Annotated in this window: 18 protein-coding genes; 7 read left to right on the top strand and 11 right to left on the bottom strand. The window is 60.8% G+C overall.

Translation table 11 applies throughout. The features are described from left to right. Positions 1 to 51: 51 nt before the first annotated feature. Genes D7241_RS09695 through D7241_RS09685 form a run of 3 tightly spaced genes read right to left on the bottom strand, consistent with a single transcriptional unit; the run spans position 52 to position 3,266 of the window. On the bottom strand, positions 52 to 924 hold the full coding sequence (locus D7241_RS09695) for an ABC transporter ATP-binding protein (protein WP_408101347.1): 873 nt from the start codon (positions 922 to 924) through the stop codon (positions 52 to 54). Continuing rightward, positions 921 to 1,841: an ABC transporter permease gene (locus D7241_RS09690; RefSeq protein WP_408101346.1), complete on the bottom strand. Its 921-nt coding sequence runs from the start codon at positions 1,839 to 1,841 to the stop codon at positions 921 to 923. The genes D7241_RS09695 and D7241_RS09690 overlap by 4 nt, the downstream gene beginning before the upstream one ends. 54 nt (positions 1,842 to 1,895) lie before the next feature. Continuing rightward, on the bottom strand, positions 1,896 to 3,266 hold the full coding sequence (locus D7241_RS09685) for an ABC transporter substrate-binding protein (RefSeq protein WP_408101345.1): 1,371 nt from the start codon (positions 3,264 to 3,266) through the stop codon (positions 1,896 to 1,898). A gap of 462 nt (positions 3,267 to 3,728) precedes the next feature. Between D7241_RS09685 and D7241_RS09680 the strand changes: the two genes are divergently transcribed. The 3 genes from D7241_RS09680 (at position 3,729) to D7241_RS09670 (ending at position 5,240) form a co-directional block, all read left to right on the top strand. Beyond that, positions 3,729 to 3,932, top strand: a complete 204-nt coding sequence (locus D7241_RS09680) for a hypothetical protein (RefSeq protein ID WP_255979888.1) — start codon at positions 3,729 to 3,731, stop codon at positions 3,930 to 3,932. Between the two features lie 232 nt (positions 3,933 to 4,164). Further along, entirely contained in the window at positions 4,165 to 4,641 is a 477-nt protein-coding gene (locus tag D7241_RS09675) for a FecR domain-containing protein (RefSeq protein WP_408101344.1), read from the top strand. Between the two features lie 5 nt (positions 4,642 to 4,646). After that, positions 4,647 to 5,240, top strand: a complete 594-nt coding sequence (locus D7241_RS09670; RefSeq protein WP_408101343.1) for an OmpA family protein — start codon at positions 4,647 to 4,649, stop codon at positions 5,238 to 5,240. Between the two features lie 6 nt (positions 5,241 to 5,246). Here the strand turns inward: D7241_RS09670 and D7241_RS09665 are convergent, their stop codons facing one another. From D7241_RS09665 to D7241_RS09640, 6 genes are all read right to left on the bottom strand, one after another. Next, positions 5,247 to 7,349, bottom strand: a complete 2,103-nt coding sequence (locus tag D7241_RS09665; protein ID WP_408101342.1) for a CHASE2 domain-containing protein — start codon at positions 7,347 to 7,349, stop codon at positions 5,247 to 5,249. Between the two features lie 53 nt (positions 7,350 to 7,402). After that, the gene (locus D7241_RS09660) at positions 7,403 to 7,783 is read right to left on the bottom strand and encodes a RidA family protein (protein ID WP_408101341.1); all 381 of its coding nucleotides are present in this window, start codon (positions 7,781 to 7,783) and stop codon (positions 7,403 to 7,405) included. A 106-nt stretch (positions 7,784 to 7,889) separates the two neighbouring features. Continuing rightward, positions 7,890 to 9,998 (bottom strand): bifunctional GTP diphosphokinase/guanosine-3',5'-bis pyrophosphate 3'-pyrophosphohydrolase, encoded by a 2,109-nt coding sequence (spoT, locus tag D7241_RS09655; RefSeq protein WP_408101340.1) that lies wholly within the window; start codon positions 9,996 to 9,998, stop codon positions 7,890 to 7,892. Positions 9,999 to 10,058: 60 nt separating this feature from the next. Then, positions 10,059 to 10,322: a DNA-directed RNA polymerase subunit omega gene (rpoZ, locus tag D7241_RS09650; protein WP_021207191.1), complete on the bottom strand. Its 264-nt coding sequence runs from the start codon at positions 10,320 to 10,322 to the stop codon at positions 10,059 to 10,061. Positions 10,323 to 10,513: 191 nt separating this feature from the next. Then, positions 10,514 to 11,134, bottom strand: coding sequence for a guanylate kinase (gmk, locus tag D7241_RS09645; protein WP_408101339.1), 621 nt, complete (start codon positions 11,132 to 11,134; stop codon positions 10,514 to 10,516). Positions 11,135 to 11,216: 82 nt separating this feature from the next. Continuing rightward, positions 11,217 to 12,080, bottom strand: coding sequence for a YicC/YloC family endoribonuclease (locus D7241_RS09640; RefSeq protein ID WP_408101338.1), 864 nt, complete (start codon positions 12,078 to 12,080; stop codon positions 11,217 to 11,219). Positions 12,081 to 12,297: 217 nt separating this feature from the next. Between D7241_RS09640 and rph the strand changes: the two genes are divergently transcribed. Both rph and D7241_RS09630 read left to right on the top strand, forming a co-directional pair. After that, positions 12,298 to 13,020, top strand: coding sequence for a ribonuclease PH (rph, locus tag D7241_RS09635; protein WP_408101337.1), 723 nt, complete (start codon positions 12,298 to 12,300; stop codon positions 13,018 to 13,020). Between the two features lie 16 nt (positions 13,021 to 13,036). Further along, a complete protein-coding gene (locus tag D7241_RS09630; RefSeq protein WP_255979906.1) occupies positions 13,037 to 13,405 on the top strand; it encodes a DUF4870 domain-containing protein in 369 nt (122 codons plus the stop codon). A 79-nt stretch (positions 13,406 to 13,484) separates the two neighbouring features. Here D7241_RS09630 and D7241_RS09625 read toward each other — a convergent pair whose 3' ends face one another. Then, the gene (locus D7241_RS09625) at positions 13,485 to 14,264 is read right to left on the bottom strand and encodes a catabolite repression control protein Crc (RefSeq protein WP_408101336.1); all 780 of its coding nucleotides are present in this window, start codon (positions 14,262 to 14,264) and stop codon (positions 13,485 to 13,487) included. Positions 14,265 to 14,348: 84 nt separating this feature from the next. Here D7241_RS09625 and pyrE point away from each other — a divergent pair, with 84 nt between their 5' ends. Further along, positions 14,349 to 14,990 (top strand): orotate phosphoribosyltransferase, encoded by a 642-nt coding sequence (pyrE, locus tag D7241_RS09620; protein WP_408101335.1) that lies wholly within the window; start codon positions 14,349 to 14,351, stop codon positions 14,988 to 14,990. Positions 14,991 to 15,374: 384 nt separating this feature from the next. Continuing rightward, a complete protein-coding gene (locus D7241_RS09615; RefSeq protein WP_408101334.1) occupies positions 15,375 to 15,959 on the top strand; it encodes a DUF4124 domain-containing protein in 585 nt (194 codons plus the stop codon). Between the two features lie 66 nt (positions 15,960 to 16,025). Here the strand turns inward: D7241_RS09615 and argB are convergent, their stop codons facing one another. Beyond that, on the bottom strand, positions 16,026 to 16,925 hold the full coding sequence (argB, locus tag D7241_RS09610; protein WP_408101333.1) for an acetylglutamate kinase: 900 nt from the start codon (positions 16,923 to 16,925) through the stop codon (positions 16,026 to 16,028). Positions 16,926 to 16,935: the final 10 nt, after the last annotated feature.

Raw genomic sequence — 16,935 nt, 5'->3', positions numbered from 1 at the left:
ATGACAGGTCATGTCGAGCGGGGGCGAGAAGCGGCGGATTTCACGCATGGCTCAGCCCCCGTTCTGCTGCTGGAAGGCGCGCAGGGTTTCCTGCCGGATCAGGTCGAGGCACTGGCGCTTGTAGTCCATGAACTCGGCGCTGGTGAGCAGACTCTGCTCGCGCGGCCGGGGCAGCGAGACCTTGATGTCGGCGATGATCCGGCCGGGGCTGGCGCTCATCACCACGATGCGATCGGAGAGAAACACGGCCTCATCTATATCGTGAGTGACGAACACAACGGTGTTCTTGAACTCGCGCCAGATCTCCAGCAGGTTCTCCTGCATCATGATTCGCGTCTGCGCATCCAGCGCGCCGAAGGGCTCGTCCATCAGCAGCACGCTTGGGTAGTTGGCCAGCGCGCGGGCGATGCCGACGCGCTGCTGCATGCCGCCGGACAGCGTGCCGGGGTAGGCATCATCGAAGGCGGCAAGACCGACCAGCGAGAGAAAGGTACGCGCCACGCTGCACGCCTCGTTGCGCGACGCGCCGGCCATCAGCGGGCCGAAGGCGACGTTGTCGCGCACGGTCTTCCAGGGAAACAGCGAGTGCTGCTGGAACACCATGCCGCGATCCGGACTCGGAGCATCGACGCTTTTGCCGTCGATGCTCAGCTCGCCGCGAGTCGGATGGACGAAACCGGCCATGGCGTTGAGCAGGGTCGACTTGCCGCAGCCGGACGGCCCGAGCAGGCAGACGAACTCGCCGGGGCGGATCTCCAGCTGAGCATCTTGAACAGCGGCGCGCTTGCCGCCGTTGTGGTCGAACTCGATGTGCAGGTTGCGCACGCTGATGTGGCCGCGCCCGTCGCCCTTGGCGTTGGTTTTGGCCCGCAGGCGGCTGTGGTCGAGCACGGCGAGGCGGTTGTCCTGTACGGCGCTGTTCATGGCCGGCCTCCTTTGGCCTGCCAGTGCAGCAGCGGGTTGCAGGCCTTGCGCACGAGCAGGGTGCACAGGGTGCCGAGGCCACCGATGGTCAACATGCCGATGATGATTTCCGGGTACTTGACCAGGGTGTAGCTGGTCCAGGTGAAGTAGCCGATGCCGTACTGGCCGCTGATGATTTCGCCGGCCAGCAGCGAGAACCAGGCCACGCCCATGCCGATCGCCAACCCGGCGACGATGCTTGGCATCGCACCGGGAATCACCACGTGCCAGAGGATGGCCTTCTTGCTGGCGCCCAGGCTGCGGGCGGCGCGGACCAATACGTCCGGCGTCTGCTCCACGCCGTGCACGGTATTCAGCACGATGGGGAAGAAGGCGCCGAGAAAGGTGATGAAGACGATGCTCGACTGCTCGGTGGGCAGCATCAGGATCGCCAGCGGAATCCACGCCACTGCCGGAATCGGCCGGAACAGCTCGATGTACGGCAGGATGATGTCTTCGGCCCAACGCGAGCGGCCCATCATCACGCCGGTCAGCACGCCCAGCACCACGGCGTAGGCGTAGGCAATGGCGATTCGCTCCATGCTATGGGCAATGTGCAGGTAGAACTCCGAGCTGGATAGCTGAGCGACCAGCGCCTCGCCTACCAGCAGCGGGGTCGGCACGTTCTCGAAGTTGATGAAGAAGTTGAAGCCATTGCTGGCGGCGAAATGCCAGACCACCAGCGCCATCAGCAGCGCGGCGATGCGCACCAGATAGCGCCCGGTCATATTCGGCAGGCGCCGGCGCGGCACGCCAGCGGCGGATGCGCTCGGTGCAGCGGACGGGCTGGGCGCTGCTGCAACTTCCAGCGCAGGCGCCGCGATCGCTGCGGATACCGCCGTGGCTGAATCGAACACGGGGTTCGGTTTGACACTCATGGCTACGCTCCTCGGCTCAGGTTTGATGTGCGCTCTGCGGCGCATACGAGCGGATCAGGGCAACATCGCGACCGGTTGCGCGGCGGTCAGCGGCACGCCGCTGCTTTCGGCGATATGTCGCTCGGAGTCGCTTTTCTTCATGAAGGCGAGCACCTCACCGCTCGGGTCCTTGATCAGGTAGGCGGACTTGCCGAACAGCTTCAGGCCGGTGAGGTTGTCGTAGACGTAGGTGGCGTTGATGGCCGCGCCGTCGGCCTTGGCCGCTTCTTCGGCGGCGAGCATCGCGGCGGTGTCGTCGTAGGCAACGATGCCTTTCTCAGCGAACCAGATTTCCGCGGGCTTGCGACCAGGCGCCCGCGGAGCGGGACTGACCACGCTTTGCACCATCGAGTCGTAGTCGAGGTTCGACGCGGCGTAGGCTTTCTTCAGGTAGGAGTCATCGATCCACGCGGCGAAATCGAGGTCGGGAATCTGCATTTCCTTTTGCAGCAGGCCATGGTCGTACTTCATGGCATCGACCCATTGCGGCTTGATGCTCGCTTCCATGGTCGAGATGCCGCCGTCGCTGAAGTAGAGGTAGAGCACTTCCTTGTCGACACCGGTCCACTCGGCCACCTGGGTGGCGGCGCGCATCGGGTCTTCGCTGATCCATTTCTGCGCGGCGATAGTGGCCTTGAGCACGCCTTCGACGACTTCGGGGTATTGCTTGGCGAATTCCTCGCGCACCACGATGCCGTGGAAGGTGGGAATCCCGGCCTCGCTGCCGTCATAGATTTTCCGGCCAGTACCGCGGAACTCCATGATTTCCGACCAAGGGCAGAAATCGGCATGCGCGTCGATCTTGCCGGCCGCGATGTTGGCTGCACCTACGGGTGGCGACTGATTGACCAGAGTAACCTTGTCCGACAGGCCGGCGTCGCGAAGTACCTTGAGCGTCATGCCCCAGGCCGCACTGCCAACGGGTGTGGACAGGCTTTTGCCGGCTAGGTCCTGAAGGCTCTGCACGGAGGATGCCGCCGGCACCACGATGCCGTTGCCGGTGCCCTTGAGGTTGTAGCCGGTCACGGCGATGAAGCGGGTCTGCTGTTTGCCGGTTTGCTGAAATTTGGCACCGTTGACGATCAGCGGATAGTCACCCATGACGCCGAAGTCGAGCTTGCCGGCAAGCATCTGATTGGTGATCGGCGGGCCGGAATCGTAGTCGCGAAATTCGATCTGGTAGTCCGTATCCTTGTATTTGCCAGTCTTGGGCAAGTGCTGGTCCAGCAGGCCGAGCTTTTCCAGCACGACGCCGCCGGAGACGGTGTTGGTAACCATGCTCTGGTGGCCAATGCCGACGCGGATGGTCTCCGCTGCCGCAGGGCCGCTCAACACCATGAGCGATCCGAGAAACGAGGTTGCAAGCAGGCTGTTCCGGTTGTCCATTGTCTTCACCTTGGCGGTTGAGCAACTTGTACTAACAGGGCATAACGCCTGTGTTTGAAGTTGCACTGGGTGTGCCAGAACGTGCCGGATTTATCGTATCTATCTGTTATTTAATAAGTTTTTTCTAGGATATAAATGGTTTGATTATCGTCGCGTGTACACGTTGTACGCTCGCCGATGGTGCGTGCTCGCCGCGACCGTCCCAAGGCGGCGCAGCAGTTGATGGCGCGCTTAGAACAAGTGGAACAACTCGGAAGGCGGGATCGTCACGCACGGTTTTGGCGAGGGACGGCCGGCAGCTCCGGCCGTTGCGCAGCGGCGATAAAAGCCCGCCTGTGCCATAAATTGAGGTGAAAACAGGGCGTTCCGATGAATGGCCTGCTAGGCGTCGGCCATCGCGCGAAATTATTCTTGATCCGTAGTAAATAGCCTGCCCTTCGCATCCAGAGCAGCACCCGCACCATGTCCACCCTTACCGAATTGGCGCAGCAGATCGCGGCGCTTTACCCTTTGCAAGACAAGGCCGCTGGCAAGCGTTATCGCATCGTCAACCAGCTCGCTGGCATGACCGAACTCGAAGAGATCAGCGGTGTGCCGCGCTATGTCGATACTCGCCAGCTCAACGATCAGGCGCTCTGGGACCGCGGCGTACGCGCAGTCAACTGAATCGTTCGCTTCTAGATGGTCGACATCAACCGGTCCGTCAGCGGGACGGCCGCGACCAAGTGGCCGCTCTGAGGCGCAGGTCTCGTAGCCGAACTTGTATTTGCCGAAGGTCATCCTGCATTCTGCGGCGAAGCCTGACGGGGCACGACAGGAAGTAGTCGGCCTGTCGACCTGAGCGCTAGCTTCGGACGGCGATCGAAACGGCAACGACCTGCGACGGAGAATGGGAACGATGATGTACGGGAACGCCCTTGCTGCGCTTAAACGCGTCCGGCCTTTGCTTATCGCCGGTGTATTGGCTTTGCCTGTGATGAGCCAGGCGCAAGCGCTTGCCGAGCCGGTTGGCTACATCATGAAAGTGCAGGGTGCGGCGACCGTCACCAGCCGTGGACAGACCATCGATGCCCGCGCCGGCCAGGCAGTAGTGCTCGGCGCGATTCTACGAACCGGAGCGCAAGGCTCGATGGGCGTCACCCTCAGCGATAACACGGTGATGTCCTTCGGTCCTAACAGCGAGTTCACCCTCGACGAATATCAATTCGAACCCGCGCGCGAAGAACTTCGGCTGAGTGCACGCATCAGCCGCGGTACGTTGAACTTCATCTCCGGCGTCATCGCCAAGCTCAAGCCCGAGGCGGTCGAGCTGAAAACCCCCACCGGCACCATCGGCGTGCGCGGTACGCATTTCCTGGTGAAGGTCGGCGAGTGAGGCGGATGCTGCGAAATACATGCGCGCTGTTGTGTTTAGCCCTGCTGCTGTCAGGATGCGTGACGGGTGACTACGTGGTGCTGCTGGAGAGCCCGGACGGCACCACCGGTGCGGTGATAATTGAAGATGCCAAGGGCCAGACGCGGCTTGACCGCAAGCAACAGGGTCTGGCCATCGGTACCAGAGCGCTCGGCTCGGGCCCGTTCCATGTCGGCGAGCTGCGCATCGCCCATGACTTCTCCGCGGCACTGGCCGCCCAGCCATCGCTGCCTCAGCGCTTTCAGCTGTATTTCAAGCTCGGCAGCGCCGAGCTGACGGAGGAGTCGCAGCGGGCCATCGAACAGGTCGTCGAGGCGATCCGTCTGCGTGGTCCGTCGGCCGTCTCTGTCATCGGGCATACCGATACGCTCAGCGGTCCAGGTTGGAACGAGCAACTGGGCTTGATCAGAGCCCAGGCGATCGCCGATATGCTGAGAAGTCGGGCGATCGAGATGATCGATCTGACCGTATCCTCACACGGCGAACGCAACCTGCTGATCAAGACGTCCGACGGTGTATCCGAGCCGCGCAACCGCCGGGTCGAGGTCAGCGTGCGCTGAGCCGCTTCACTTCTCCGTCATTACGATCCGCTCGCCGCGCTGGCCGTTGAGTAAACGCTGCAGCTGATAGCTGATTAGCGCATCGTCCGGCCGCTGGGCGTGCAGCGCGCTGAATGCCTCGACGGCATTTGGATGCTCGGCCGCGAGCAGGGCATAGGCGGCGTCGTAGGCGTTATCTATATCCATTTCGCAAGGCTCGTAGAGGCGGATTGGCTGCTGCTTGCCCTTGAGCACGACGTCGCCGATCGTGCGCATCGGCACGTTCGGATTGGCCGCGCGGATTGCCTCCGATACGCAAAGATCGGTACCCAGATAGCGGTTCAACCCTTCCAGCCTCGCCGCGATATTCACTGCGTCGCCCAGCGCGCGATAGTCGAACAATGTCGAGCCGCCGAAATTGCCTACTACGGCTTCGCCGCTGTGCACACCGATACGGGTGCACCCAAGCGGGACACCGGCGGCCTGCTGGTTGGCCGCATGCTGGCGGGTGAACTGGCGAATTTCCAGCGCACAGGCGAGGGCGCGGGTCTGATGATCGGTTTGCACCAGCGGCGCGGAGAAGAGGATGGCCAGGCCATCGCCCATGATGCGCTCCAGCGTTCCTTCATGACGAAAGGCGATCTGAATGATGCCTTCCAGGTATTCGTTGAGCATGCTTACTAGCCGTTCCGGCGATTGCTCGTCCATCAGCGCGGTGGAGCCGGTGAGATCGGTGAAGACGAAACTGCAATGCCTGCGCTCGCCCCCCAACCGCAACTGCGCGGGATGGCGGACCAGGTGTTCGACCAGATTCGGAGAAATGTAGCGGGAAAAGGCGGCACGAACCCAGCGCTGTTGCCTCTCGCTGGCCCGATGCCGAGCAATACTGGCGCCGAGGTAGCTGAGCGCCAGGCCCAGGGATGGACTGAGTGGGTCGAACAACAGCCCATGCCTGGAGTACGCCCACCAGGCGCCAAGGTTGAGCACGGCCAGCAAGGCTGCGCAAGCCAGCGCGCCGGTAAGGGCGCCGGTGGTGAGCGTCAGCCCGCAGAGCAGCAGCGCGGCGAGCAGCAGCGTCAGGGCTTCTAACGGGGTGGCCCAGTATGGGCGCTGCAGTGGTTTGCCGTAGAGCGCCTGCTCGATGGCCTGCGCATGGACTTGCACGCCGGGAATCATCCTGCCGAGCGGACTGAAACGAAGGTCCTGCAGCCCCTGCGCCGAGCTGCCAACCAGGACGATAGCGTCCTGCAATCTGGCATCGGGCCTGCCCTGAAGCACTTGCCATGCGGGCAGGCTTTGCGTGCTCATGTCCTCGCGATAATGGACCCAGAGCTCTCCGCTACGGCTGGTCGGCAGGCTTTCCGGCCCGATGTGGACCTGAATGATGTCGCCGTGCTCGTTGGCGTCGATGCGGTAGAGATTCTGCTTCAAATACACCCGTATGGCTTCGGCTGCCAGGGAAGGCAGCAACTGTCCGTCGCTTCGTATCATCAGGGGTACGCGTCGCACCACGCCATCGCTGTCAGGTTGAAAGGTCATCGCGCCACTGCCCTTGGCGGCGTTTTCCAGCTCAGGTAATGCGCTCGCGGTGCCGGCATAGGCGGGAAACCTGGGCGTGCCGGCATCGGCCCTCATGCGCACGGCGAAGCGGCTCAGCGGTGCGGTTTGGCTGGCCGCACGTGTGGCGGCGAAACCGAGGACGCTGGGCTGGCGCTCGAGGGCATCGGCGAACAGCTGGTCATGGTCGGGTAGCCCTTTCAGTTGGGCCGCCAGTTCCGAGGGAAGTCGGTTGCGCAGCTGCGCTGGGGAGCTGCGGTCCGGTTCGGCGAACAGTACATCGAAAACCACAACGGCGGCGCCGGCCTCACGCAGTCGGTCCAGCAGCTGCGCCATGAGGTTTCGTGGCCAGGGCCACTGGCCAAGGCGTGCGAGGCTGCTCTCGTCGATATCCACCAGCAACACTTTGGTCTCGGCCGGCTCGGCGCGTGGCTGCCAGCGTTGATACTGGTCGAAGAGGCTGTTGCGCAGCGTCTGTAGCAGTGTCGGTTCGGCGAGATAGAGTGCGCAGGCCGCCAGCAAGCCCGCGCAAACCAGCAGCAGTCGCGATGCTAGGTGGCCGGATACGGTCATCAGTCGCGCTCCCTGCAACCGGTCGGGTGGCGGTCAGGCTGGGCTGTCGCGGCTTAGTCGAGCACCATGATGGCGTCCATTTCCACCTGTGCCGCCTTTGGCAGCGCGGCGATACCGATGGCGGCGCGGGCGGGGTAGGGCTGCTGGAAATAGCGGCTCATGACTTCGTTGACCGTAGCGAAGTTGCCCAGGTCAGTGAGAAAGATGTTCAGTTTGACGATGTCTTTCAGCGAACCACCAGCGGCTTCGGCAACGGCCTTGAGGTTCTCGAACACCTGTACGGTCTGCGCTTCGAAGCCTTCTACCAGCTCCATAGTCTTAGGATCGAGGGGGATCTGTCCGGACATGTAGACGGTGTTTCCGGCCTTGATCGCTTGGGAATAGGTGCCAATGGCTGCGGGCGCTTTGTCGCTATGGATCACGGTTTTGGACATGAGAATTCCTTGGTTGAAAGGGCGGAAGGGCCGCTGTGAGGTCGAACGAAACAGCCTAGAGTCTTTTTGCAGTTACGCTTCTAGCCTTCAAGCGCGTCCGTCGACGTTATGCTTTTACCCGCGTGATCCGCATGACGCCCTTGATCGCGCGCAGCTTCTTGATTACGCGAGCCAGGTGCACGCGATCATGCACGCTGACCACTAGTTGAACGACACTGATGCGACCGTCACGCTCGTCCATGCCGATCTTCTCGATGTTGCCATCGGCAGCGTTGACGCTGCCAGCGAGCAGGGCAATCAGGCCGCGCTGATGCTCCAATTCGACTCGCAGCTCGACGTTGAACTCCCCGGTAACGTCTTTGGACCAGGACAGCTGGATGCATTTATCCGGGTTTTGGCGGACTTCGCTGATGTTCCGGCAGGTGTCCAGATGCACCACCACGCCCTTGCCGGCGGAAAGATGGCCAACGATCGGATCGCCCGGAATCGGCGTGCAACATTTAGCGTAGTTGAGCACCAGGCCCTCGGTGCCACGAATGGCTAGCGGCCCCTCGGCGCTTGGCGCCTGTTCGCCTTCGCTGGCTAGCAGGCGTCGCGCGATCACGTAAGCCATGCGGTTGCCCAGGCCGATGTCTTCAAGCAGGTCTTCGACGACCTCCATGTGGTATTCGTTGAGCACCGCCCTGATGCGTTCCTGGGAGACCTTTTCCAGGCTGGTTTCGAAGCCGGTGAGCACCTTATTCAACAGGCGCTCGCCAAGGTTGATCGACTCCGAGCGGCGTTGCAGTTTCAGCGCGTGGCGAATATGCGTTCGCGCCTTGCCGGTGACCACGAAATTAAGCCAGGCGGGATTCGGTCGCGCTCCAGGCGCCGTGACGATTTCAACAGTGCTGCCGCTTTCCAGTGCCTGCGACAGCGGCGCCAGACGCCGGTTGACGCGGCAGGCAATGCAGGTATTGCCGACGTCGGTATGCACCGCATAAGCGAAGTCCACCGCGGTCGAGCCTTTGGGCAGCTCCATGATGCTGCCCTTGGGCGTAAAGACGTAGACCTCGTCCGGAAACAGGTCGATTTTGACGCTCTCGATGAATTCCAGCGAATTACCGGCGCGCTCTTGTAGTTCCAGCACGCCTTTGACCCACTGCCGCGCGCGGGCATGGGTGCCTTTGGAGGCTTCTTCGTCATCGGATTTATACAGCCAGTGGGCTGCGATGCCGTTATTGGCCATCTCTTCCATTTCGCGGGTGCGAATCTGGATCTCGATGGGCACGCCGTGCATGCCGAACAGGGTGGTGTGCAGGGACTGATAGCCATTCGCCTTGGGAATCGCGATGTAGTCCTTGAAGCGACCGGGGAGTGGCTTGTAAAGGCTGTGCACCGCGCCGAGCACGCGGTAGCAGGTGTCAACCTTGTCGACCACGATGCGGAAAGCGTAGACGTCCATGATCTCGTTGAACGCCTTGCGCTTGCCGCGCATCTTTTTGTAGATGCTGAACAGATGTTTCTCGCGGCCCACCACCTCGCCTTCGAGGCTTTCGCGCTCAAGGCAGTGAATCAGTGACTGTTCGATTTTTTCGACGATTTCGTTACGGTTGCCGCGGGCGCGACGGACCGCAGCGCGGATGCGTTCCGAACGCATCGGGTGCATGGCCTTGAAGCCGAGATCCTCGAACTCCACGCGCATCGCATGCATGCCCAGGCGATTGGCGATGGGCGCGTAAATTTCCAGGGTTTCTTTGGCGATGCGACGGCGCTTTTCGCCGGCCAGCACTTCAAGTGTGCGCATGTTATGCAGGCGGTCGGCGAGCTTGACCAGGATCACGCGGATGTCGCGTGCCATGGCCATGGCCATTTTCTGAAAGTTCTCCGCCTGGGCTTCGGCCTTGGTTTCGAACTTCATCTGGGTCAGCTTGCTGACTCCGTCGACCAGTTCGGCGACGGTCTCGCCGAACTGCGCGGTGAGCGCTTCCTTGGCGATGCCGGTGTCCTCGATGACGTCATGCAGCATCGCGGCCATCAGGCTCTGATGATCCATGTGCATGTCGGCGAGGATGTTGGCTACCGCGAGGGGATGGGTGACGTAGGCTTCACCGCTGCGCCGACGCTGGCCATCATGGGCCTGCTCAGCATAGAAATAGGCACGGCGCACCAGGTTTACCTGGTCTGCGCCGAGGTAGGTCGATAGGCGATCGGCAAGGGCGTCTATGGCTGGCAAGGCGTTGCTCCTTGCCGGCGGGGCGCTGTATCTGCGGTTCGACCTCGACCTGGCATTTAGTTAAAGGGCCTCGTTGGGCTCTTCCTCGTACTGTACGAATAGCGGCTCGTCGTCGACGATGTCGTCTTGTGCGATCACGTCATAATCCACCAGACCGGATGCGATTTCGCGCAACGCAACTACGGTCGGCTTGTCATTTTCCCAGGCTACCTTGGGCTCTTTGCCGCCTGTGGCCAGCTGACGCGAGCGCTTGGTGGCGAGCATGACCAGCTCGAAGCGGTTATCTACGTTGTCCAGACAGTCTTCAACGGTAACGCGGGCCATGGTGTTCCTCATCAATAGCGGTAAAGCATGCCCGAATGGGCGAGCGGACGGAATAGTCTAAAAAATCACCAGCCAATAGGGAAGCGGTAAAAAGTGAAAAGCAGCGGCAAGCTTCAGGCCTCAAGCTGCGAGTGAAGAAAAAAGCCACGCTCGGGGGCTCGGAGTAGGCCGCGACACTGATCAGCTTGCAGCTAAGTCAGCAACTGCTTGAGCAGTCCATCGAACCGCTGTTGCTGAGCGGTTTGCAGCAGCTGATTGGCGCGGAAAATCGCTTGCAGGTCGATCAGGGCGTGGGCGAAGTCGTCGTTGATCACCAGATAGTCGTATTCGATGTAATGAGTCATTTCGCTGACCGCCTCGCGCATGCGCTTCTGGATCACCTCGTCGCTGTCCTGGCCCCGGTTGGTCAGGCGCTGACGCAGCGCTTCCTGGGTGGGCGGCAGAATGAAGATGGACTTGGCCTGCGGCATCAGCCGGCGGACTTGCTGGGCGCCCTGCCAGTCGATTTCCAGAATCAGGTCATAGCCTTCTTTCAGGGTCTGTTCGAGCCAGCGCTGCGATGTGCCGTAGAGGTTGCCAAATACCTCGGCGTGTTCAAGGAATTCGTCGTGCTCCAGCCGCTCGAGGAATTCTTCGCGGCTGACGAAGTGATAGTTGATCCCATCCACCTCGCCCGGGCGCATGGGGCGGGTCGTATGCGAGACAGAGACTCGAGTCTGCGGCTGCGCATCGAGCAGGGCCTTGACCAGGCTGGTCTTGCCGGCGCCGGAAGGGGCGGAAACGATATAGAGCGTACCGGTGGAGGCTGACATGTGATTCTCTGAACGGTTACTGAATGTAGGCTTGGCAACGGCAGCCCGAGGCCGGCCCGCCGTGCAGCGCCAAGCGGCGTTGCTATTCGATGTTCTGGACCTGTTCACGCATCTGTTCGATGAGCACCTTGAGGCTTACCGCCGCCTGGGTGCTACGAGTGTCAAATGCTTTGGATCCGAGTGTATTGGCTTCACGATTGAGTTCCTGCATGAGGAAATCCAGACGCCGACCGGCGGCGCCGCCGGACTTCAGTACCCGGCGCACCTCGCTGACGTGAGTCGTCAGGCGGTCCAGCTCCTCGGCGACGTCGCTCTTCTGCGCCAGCATTACCATCTCCTGTTCGAGACGTTGCGGATCCAGGTCGACGCGCATTTCGGCGCAGCGGTCCAGCACCTTCTGCCGCTGGGCAGCGAGCATCTGCGGGACCTGAAAACGCAGCGTGGCGGTTTCCTCGGTGATCGCATCGAGGCGCTCGTTGATCAGGCGAGCCAGCTCTTCGCCCTCGCGCTGGCGGCCATCCTTCAGCTCCCCCAGTGTCCGGTGAAACAGCTGTAAGGCCGCGCTGTTGAGCGCCTGGGGATCGGCCGCGTCACCCACCAGTACGCCCGGCCAGGCCAGTATTTCCAATGGATTGAGTGGCGCTGGTTGCTTGATCAATGCGGCGACGCTTTCCGCTGCGGCAATCAGCTGGCTGGCCCGCTGATTGTCTACCTGCATCGAGCGGCCAGCGGCGTCCTCGGTAAAGCGCAGTGTGCATTCGACCTTGCCGCGCGACAGGCCCTTGCGTAGCGCTTCTCGGACAGCGCCCTCAAGGTCGCGGAAGGCTTCGGGTAGGCGCAGATGCGGCTCCAGATAGCGGTGGTTCACCGAACGGATTTCCCAGCTGAGGGTGCCGTGGTCGCTGGCCTGCTCGGCCCGTGCGAAGGCGGTCATGCTGTGAATCATTGGGTAACCCCTCGGTGCGATGGCGAAAGGCGACGGATTGTAAATCAAAAAGGCGTTTGAGGCTGGACGATGAGAAGCAACGCAATGGTTGCCGCCCTGTGCTTGTCGTATAGCCGTTAGCCTCTGGTGCTTTTGCCGATCGGCAGGCCGGGCGCGTAATTCTGCACCAAAGCCTCCTATAATGCCGGCACCAGAATCGATGAAGTAGGAAATACCCATGAAGCGTCCCAGTGGCCGCGCCGCCGATCAGCTGCGTTCTATCCGCATCACCCGCAACTACACCAAGCATGCCGAGGGCTCGGTGCTGGTGGAGTTCGGTGATACCAAAGTGATCTGCACCGCCAGCATCGAAAATGGCGTACCGCGTTTTCTCAAGGGGCAGGGCCAGGGTTGGCTGACCGCCGAATACGGCATGCTGCCGCGCGCCACTGGCGAGCGTAACCAGCGTGAAGCCAGCCGAGGCAAGCAGGGCGGGCGCACCCTCGAGATTCAACGGTTGATCGGGCGCTCGCTACGCGCGGCGCTGGACATGAGCAAGCTGGGCGAAAACACCATCTATATCGATTGCGATGTGATTCAGGCCGATGGTGGTACTCGCACTGCTTCGATTACCGGTGCGATGGTGGCGCTGGTCGATGCCTTGAAGTTGCTCAAGAAGCGCGGTGGATTGAAGGGTGGTGATCCGCTCAAGCAGATGGTCGCCGCAGTTTCAGTGGGTATGTATCAGGGTGAGCCGGTGCTCGATCTGGACTATCTGGAAGACTCGGCAGCCGAAACCGACCTCAACGTGGTCATGACCGACGCAGGTGGTTTCATCGAGGTACAGGGCACCGCCGAAGGCGCACCGTTCCAGCCGGAAGAGCTCAACGCCATGCTCGCGCTGGCGCAGAGCGGCATGCAGGAATTGTTCGCGCTGCAGAAAGCCGCGCTGGCCGATTGATCCAGAGGAGAACGCCATGTCTGACCAGGAGCTCGTACCCCAGCCTTCGCCGCAAGCGCGGCAATGGGCAATGTTCTGTCACTACTCGGCGTTCTTCTGGTTTCTGGTGCCGATGATCGGCAACGTGCTGGGGCCGCTGATCGTCTGGCAGCTGAAAAAAGATATGGATCCCTTCGTCGACGAGCAGGGCAAGGAGGCGCTCAACTTTCAGATCACGTTCAGCATTCTGCTGATGATCTGTGGGGTGCTGGCGTGGGTTCTGATCGGCTTTCCATTGATGGCGCTGATCAGTGTGGTAGCGCTGGTGCTCGTAGTGATTGCCGGCATTCGCGCTAACGAAGGCAAGCCCTATCGCTATCCATTCTGTTGGCGGATTGTCAGGTAGCGGCAAGCTACAAACTTTAAGTAAAAGCAGGAGCCTGGCAGGCTCTCAGCCTCTACTTGATTGGATTCCAGCTTCCAGCTTAAAGACTAAGTGTCCAGTCGTAGTCCACTACCAGCGGGGCATGCTGCGAGAATCGTGGCTGACGGGGAAGGCGCGCGTTGCGTACAAAGCGGCGCATGCCCGAGGTGAGGATCTGATAGTCGAAGCGCCAGCCCAAGTTGAGCATCTGCGCCTGCTCAGTATCCGGCCACCAGCTGTAAAGATCCCCTTCTCGGCTCACTTCACGCAGTGCATCGACATAGCCCATGTTGCCGAATATTTCGTCGAGCCAGGCGCGCTCCGGCGGCAGGAAGCCGGTGGCTTGCTGGCAGTCGCGCCAGTTCTTCACGTCCAGTTTCTGATGCGCGACATACAGCGAGCCGCAATAGAGATATTCACGACGTTTGCGACGCTGCTTATCGAGGTAGTGAGCGAAATCGTCCATGAACTTGAATTTCTGGTTCAGCTCCTCGTCGCTGCCGCGGCCGGTAGGCAGTAGCAGGGTAGCAATGCTGACCTTGTCGAAATCGGCCTGCAGATAGCGGCCGTAGCGGTCGGCGGTCTCGAAGCCGAGGCCCATGATCACGGCCTTCGGCTGCAATCTGGAGTACAACGCAACACCGCCCTGCTCCGGAATCTCAGCGTCGACTGTATAGAGGAAATAGCCGTCGAGCTGATAGGCCGGATCATCGAGTTCTACTACGGAGGCGCGGGTATCCTGCAGGCAGATGACGTCGGCATTCTGCGCTTGCAGCCAGCTGAGAAGACCCCGCTGTGCCGCCGCTTGAATGCCATTCACGTTGACGCTGATGATCCGCATAAATGGCCCCTAAAAACACGTGCGTGTATGATAACCCAAGCTCTTTGCAATTAGCTAAATCAGTGTCTTCCGGGAATATTCTTCATGCAGGCGTACCAGCGCGAGTTCATTCGCTTCGCCATCGAGCGCGGGGTTCTGCGCTTCGGTGAGTTCACCCTGAAATCCGGGCGCACCAGCCCTTATTTCTTCAATGCCGGCTTGTTCAATACTGGATCGGCGCTGGCCCAACTAGGTCGCTTTTACGCGGCCGCCGTCGTCGATAGCGGTATCGATTTCGATGTGATCTTCGGCCCTGCCTACAAGGGAATTCCCCTGGCTGCGGCGACAGCGATCTCGCTGGCCGAGCACCACCAACGCGACTTGCCGTGGTGCTTCAATCGTAAGGAAGCCAAGGATCACGGTGAAGGCGGTACGTTAGTGGGATCGCCGCTCACCGGGCGCGTGCTGATCGTCGATGACGTCATTACCGCCGGAACCGCGATTCGCGAAGTGATGCAAATCATTCGTGCGGAAGGTGCTGAGGCCGCCGGTGTCCTCATTGCGCTCAACCGGCAGGAGCGCGGCCAGGGCCAGTTGTCGGCCATTCAGGAAGTGGAGCGCGACTATGGCATGCCTGTAGTGAGCATTGTTTCGCTCGCGCAAGTGCTGGAGTTCTTGGCTCAAGATGAACAACTCAAACGGTACTTGCCAGCGGTTGAGGCTTACCGGGATCAATACGGGATTTGAGCGGTTGAGTAGTTGGCAGCGGCAGAGCCGCCGCATAGTCCATTCTCAGCCGAGATCCTTGAGTCGGACGTCCTGTTTTGTGTCAGCAACTGACGAATAAGGACCACCTTCATTTGCATAAACCGTGGCCCCTCTGCAGTGCTTTGAGTCTGGGTGGCGTGGACGTTTAAGCTACCCAATGATTTTTTTTGCTGAGCGTTGTTGACAGTTGGTGCCGCCGCACGGGTCGCTGCCGTGATGTTTCTGTACTTCTTGATCCCCTTGTTGGTGTGCTTATTGCTGTTCAAGTCTGGCTGGTTGTATAAGCTGGGCGCTGTCCGAACATAAAAACATGGGCGTTTCGAGTGGCTGTACCGAGCGCGTCGAATACGGAAGAGGCTAAAGATGCAAATAGGGAGCAGGGTACTTTTGCTGTGTGGCTTGTTGGGTGCAGCGGCTGCCCATGCTGACCTGTATCGCTATGTCGATGACAAGGGCGTGGTCGTGCTCGATCGTCACGGCGTCCCGCCCCAGCATATCGGCAAAGGCTATGAAGTGCTCAACGACCAGGGGCGGGTCACTCGAGTGGTGCCGCCCGCGCCGACGCCCGAAGAGCGTCAACGTTTGCTCGAAGCCAAGGCCCGCGCCGGGTCGGATGCGCAGCTGCTGCGTCTGTATGCCAGCGTCAAGGATGTCGAGCGAGCCCAGGCGAGAAAGCTGTCAGAGCTGGATAGCGTAATCGGCATCACGCGCGGCAATTTGCAGGCGCTGCGCACCCAGCAAGCCAATCTGCAAAGTCAGGCGGCGAGCCATGAGCGTGCCGGCCGCCAGGTACCCCAACAGCTGCTGACGCAGATCCACAACCTCAATAAGGAACAGGCCAGCCTGCGGCGCGATATCGAGCGCTACAAGCAGGCCCGCAACAAAGCCGAAGTCAGTTTCGGCAAAGAGCGTGAACGAGTCGCCGAGTTGCTCGGCCAGTCCCAATAGGCGGCTCGCAAAAAGAAGCCCAGCTCTCCCCACGGAAGGCCGGGCTTCTTTGTTATGAGTCGGCGTTTACTTGCGGTTGGTAATGAGGGTGCCGACGCCGATGTCGGTGAAGATCTCCAACAGCACCGCGTTGGGCACGCGACCGTCGATGATGTGAGCGCTATGCACACCACCCTGTACCGCTTCCAATGCGCAGCGGATCTTCGGCAGCATACCGCCATAGATGGTGCCGTCGGCGATCAGCTCATCGACTTGCGCCGTGGTCAGCCCTGTGAGCACATGGCCCTGCTTGTCCATTAGGCCGGCGATATTGGTCAACAACATCAGCTTCTCGGATCTCAGCGCCTCGGCAACTTTGCCTGCGACCAAGTCAGCATTGATGTTATAGGACTCGCCATCCGGACCCACGCCAATCGGTGCGATGACCGGAATGAAGTTGCCGCGAACCAGCATTTCCAGCAGTTCTGTATTGATTCCAGTGACTTCACCAACCTGACCGATATCGATGATTTCCGGTGAGGTCATTTCCGGCGTCTGGCGGGTGGCCTTGAGCTTTTTGGCGCGGATCAGCTTGGCATCCTTGCCGGTCAGTCCGATGGCGGCTCCGCCGTGCTGGTTGATCAGGCTGACGATGCTCTTGTTGACCTGGCCACCGAGGACCATTTCCACCACATCCATGGTCTGGCTGTCGGTCACCCGCATGCCATCAATGAACTGACTCTCGATATTCAGGCGCTTGAGCAGATCGCCGATCTGCGGGCCACCGCCGTGAACCACCACAGGGTTTATACCCACTGCTTTCATCAGCACGATGTCGCGGGCGAAGCCGGTCTTCAGCTCCTCGCTTTCCATCGCGTTGCCCCCGTATTTGATGACCAGTGTCTTGCCGACGAACCGGCGAATATAGGGCAGCGCTTCGGACAGGACCTGGGCGAATTGGGTGGCGGCTTCACGGCTGAGGGTCATGCAGGGCTCC

It is taken from the genome of Stutzerimonas sp. VN223-3 (assembly GCF_045999685.1).
GTDB lineage: Bacteria > Pseudomonadota > Gammaproteobacteria > Pseudomonadales > Pseudomonadaceae > Stutzerimonas > Stutzerimonas stutzeri_AR.
Note: the sequence above shows the minus strand (reverse complement) of the source record. Positions and strands in the feature narration are given on the sequence as shown.

Excerpts from the sequence above, each read along its gene's own strand:
- rph (WP_408101337.1), top strand. The coding sequence starts at position 12,298 with ATGAAGCGTCCCAGTGGCCGCGCCGCCGATCAGCTGCGTTCTATCCGC.
- D7241_RS09660 (WP_408101341.1), bottom strand. The coding sequence starts at position 7,783 with ATGTCCAAAACCGTGATCCATAGCGACAAAGCGCCCGCAGCCATTGGC.
- D7241_RS09685 (WP_408101345.1), bottom strand. The coding sequence starts at position 3,266 with ATGGACAACCGGAACAGCCTGCTTGCAACCTCGTTTCTCGGATCGCTC.
- D7241_RS09675 (WP_408101344.1), top strand. The coding sequence starts at position 4,165 with ATGATGTACGGGAACGCCCTTGCTGCGCTTAAACGCGTCCGGCCTTTG.
- argB (WP_408101333.1), bottom strand. The coding sequence starts at position 16,925 with ATGACCCTCAGCCGTGAAGCCGCCACCCAATTCGCCCAGGTCCTGTCC.
- D7241_RS09615 (WP_408101334.1), top strand. The coding sequence starts at position 15,375 with ATGCAAATAGGGAGCAGGGTACTTTTGCTGTGTGGCTTGTTGGGTGCA.
- D7241_RS09670 (WP_408101343.1), top strand. The coding sequence starts at position 4,647 with ATGCTGCGAAATACATGCGCGCTGTTGTGTTTAGCCCTGCTGCTGTCA.
- D7241_RS09665 (WP_408101342.1), bottom strand. The coding sequence starts at position 7,349 with ATGACCGTATCCGGCCACCTAGCATCGCGACTGCTGCTGGTTTGCGCG.
- gmk (WP_408101339.1), bottom strand. The coding sequence starts at position 11,134 with ATGTCAGCCTCCACCGGTACGCTCTATATCGTTTCCGCCCCTTCCGGC.
- D7241_RS09640 (WP_408101338.1), bottom strand. The coding sequence starts at position 12,080 with ATGATTCACAGCATGACCGCCTTCGCACGGGCCGAGCAGGCCAGCGAC.
- D7241_RS09625 (WP_408101336.1), bottom strand. The coding sequence starts at position 14,264 with ATGCGGATCATCAGCGTCAACGTGAATGGCATTCAAGCGGCGGCACAG.
- D7241_RS09690 (WP_408101346.1), bottom strand. The coding sequence starts at position 1,841 with ATGAGTGTCAAACCGAACCCCGTGTTCGATTCAGCCACGGCGGTATCC.
- D7241_RS09680 (WP_255979888.1), top strand. The coding sequence starts at position 3,729 with ATGTCCACCCTTACCGAATTGGCGCAGCAGATCGCGGCGCTTTACCCT.
- pyrE (WP_408101335.1), top strand. The coding sequence starts at position 14,349 with ATGCAGGCGTACCAGCGCGAGTTCATTCGCTTCGCCATCGAGCGCGGG.
- D7241_RS09695 (WP_408101347.1), bottom strand. The coding sequence starts at position 924 with ATGAACAGCGCCGTACAGGACAACCGCCTCGCCGTGCTCGACCACAGC.
- D7241_RS09630 (WP_255979906.1), top strand. The coding sequence starts at position 13,037 with ATGTCTGACCAGGAGCTCGTACCCCAGCCTTCGCCGCAAGCGCGGCAA.
- rpoZ (WP_021207191.1), bottom strand. The coding sequence starts at position 10,322 with ATGGCCCGCGTTACCGTTGAAGACTGTCTGGACAACGTAGATAACCGC.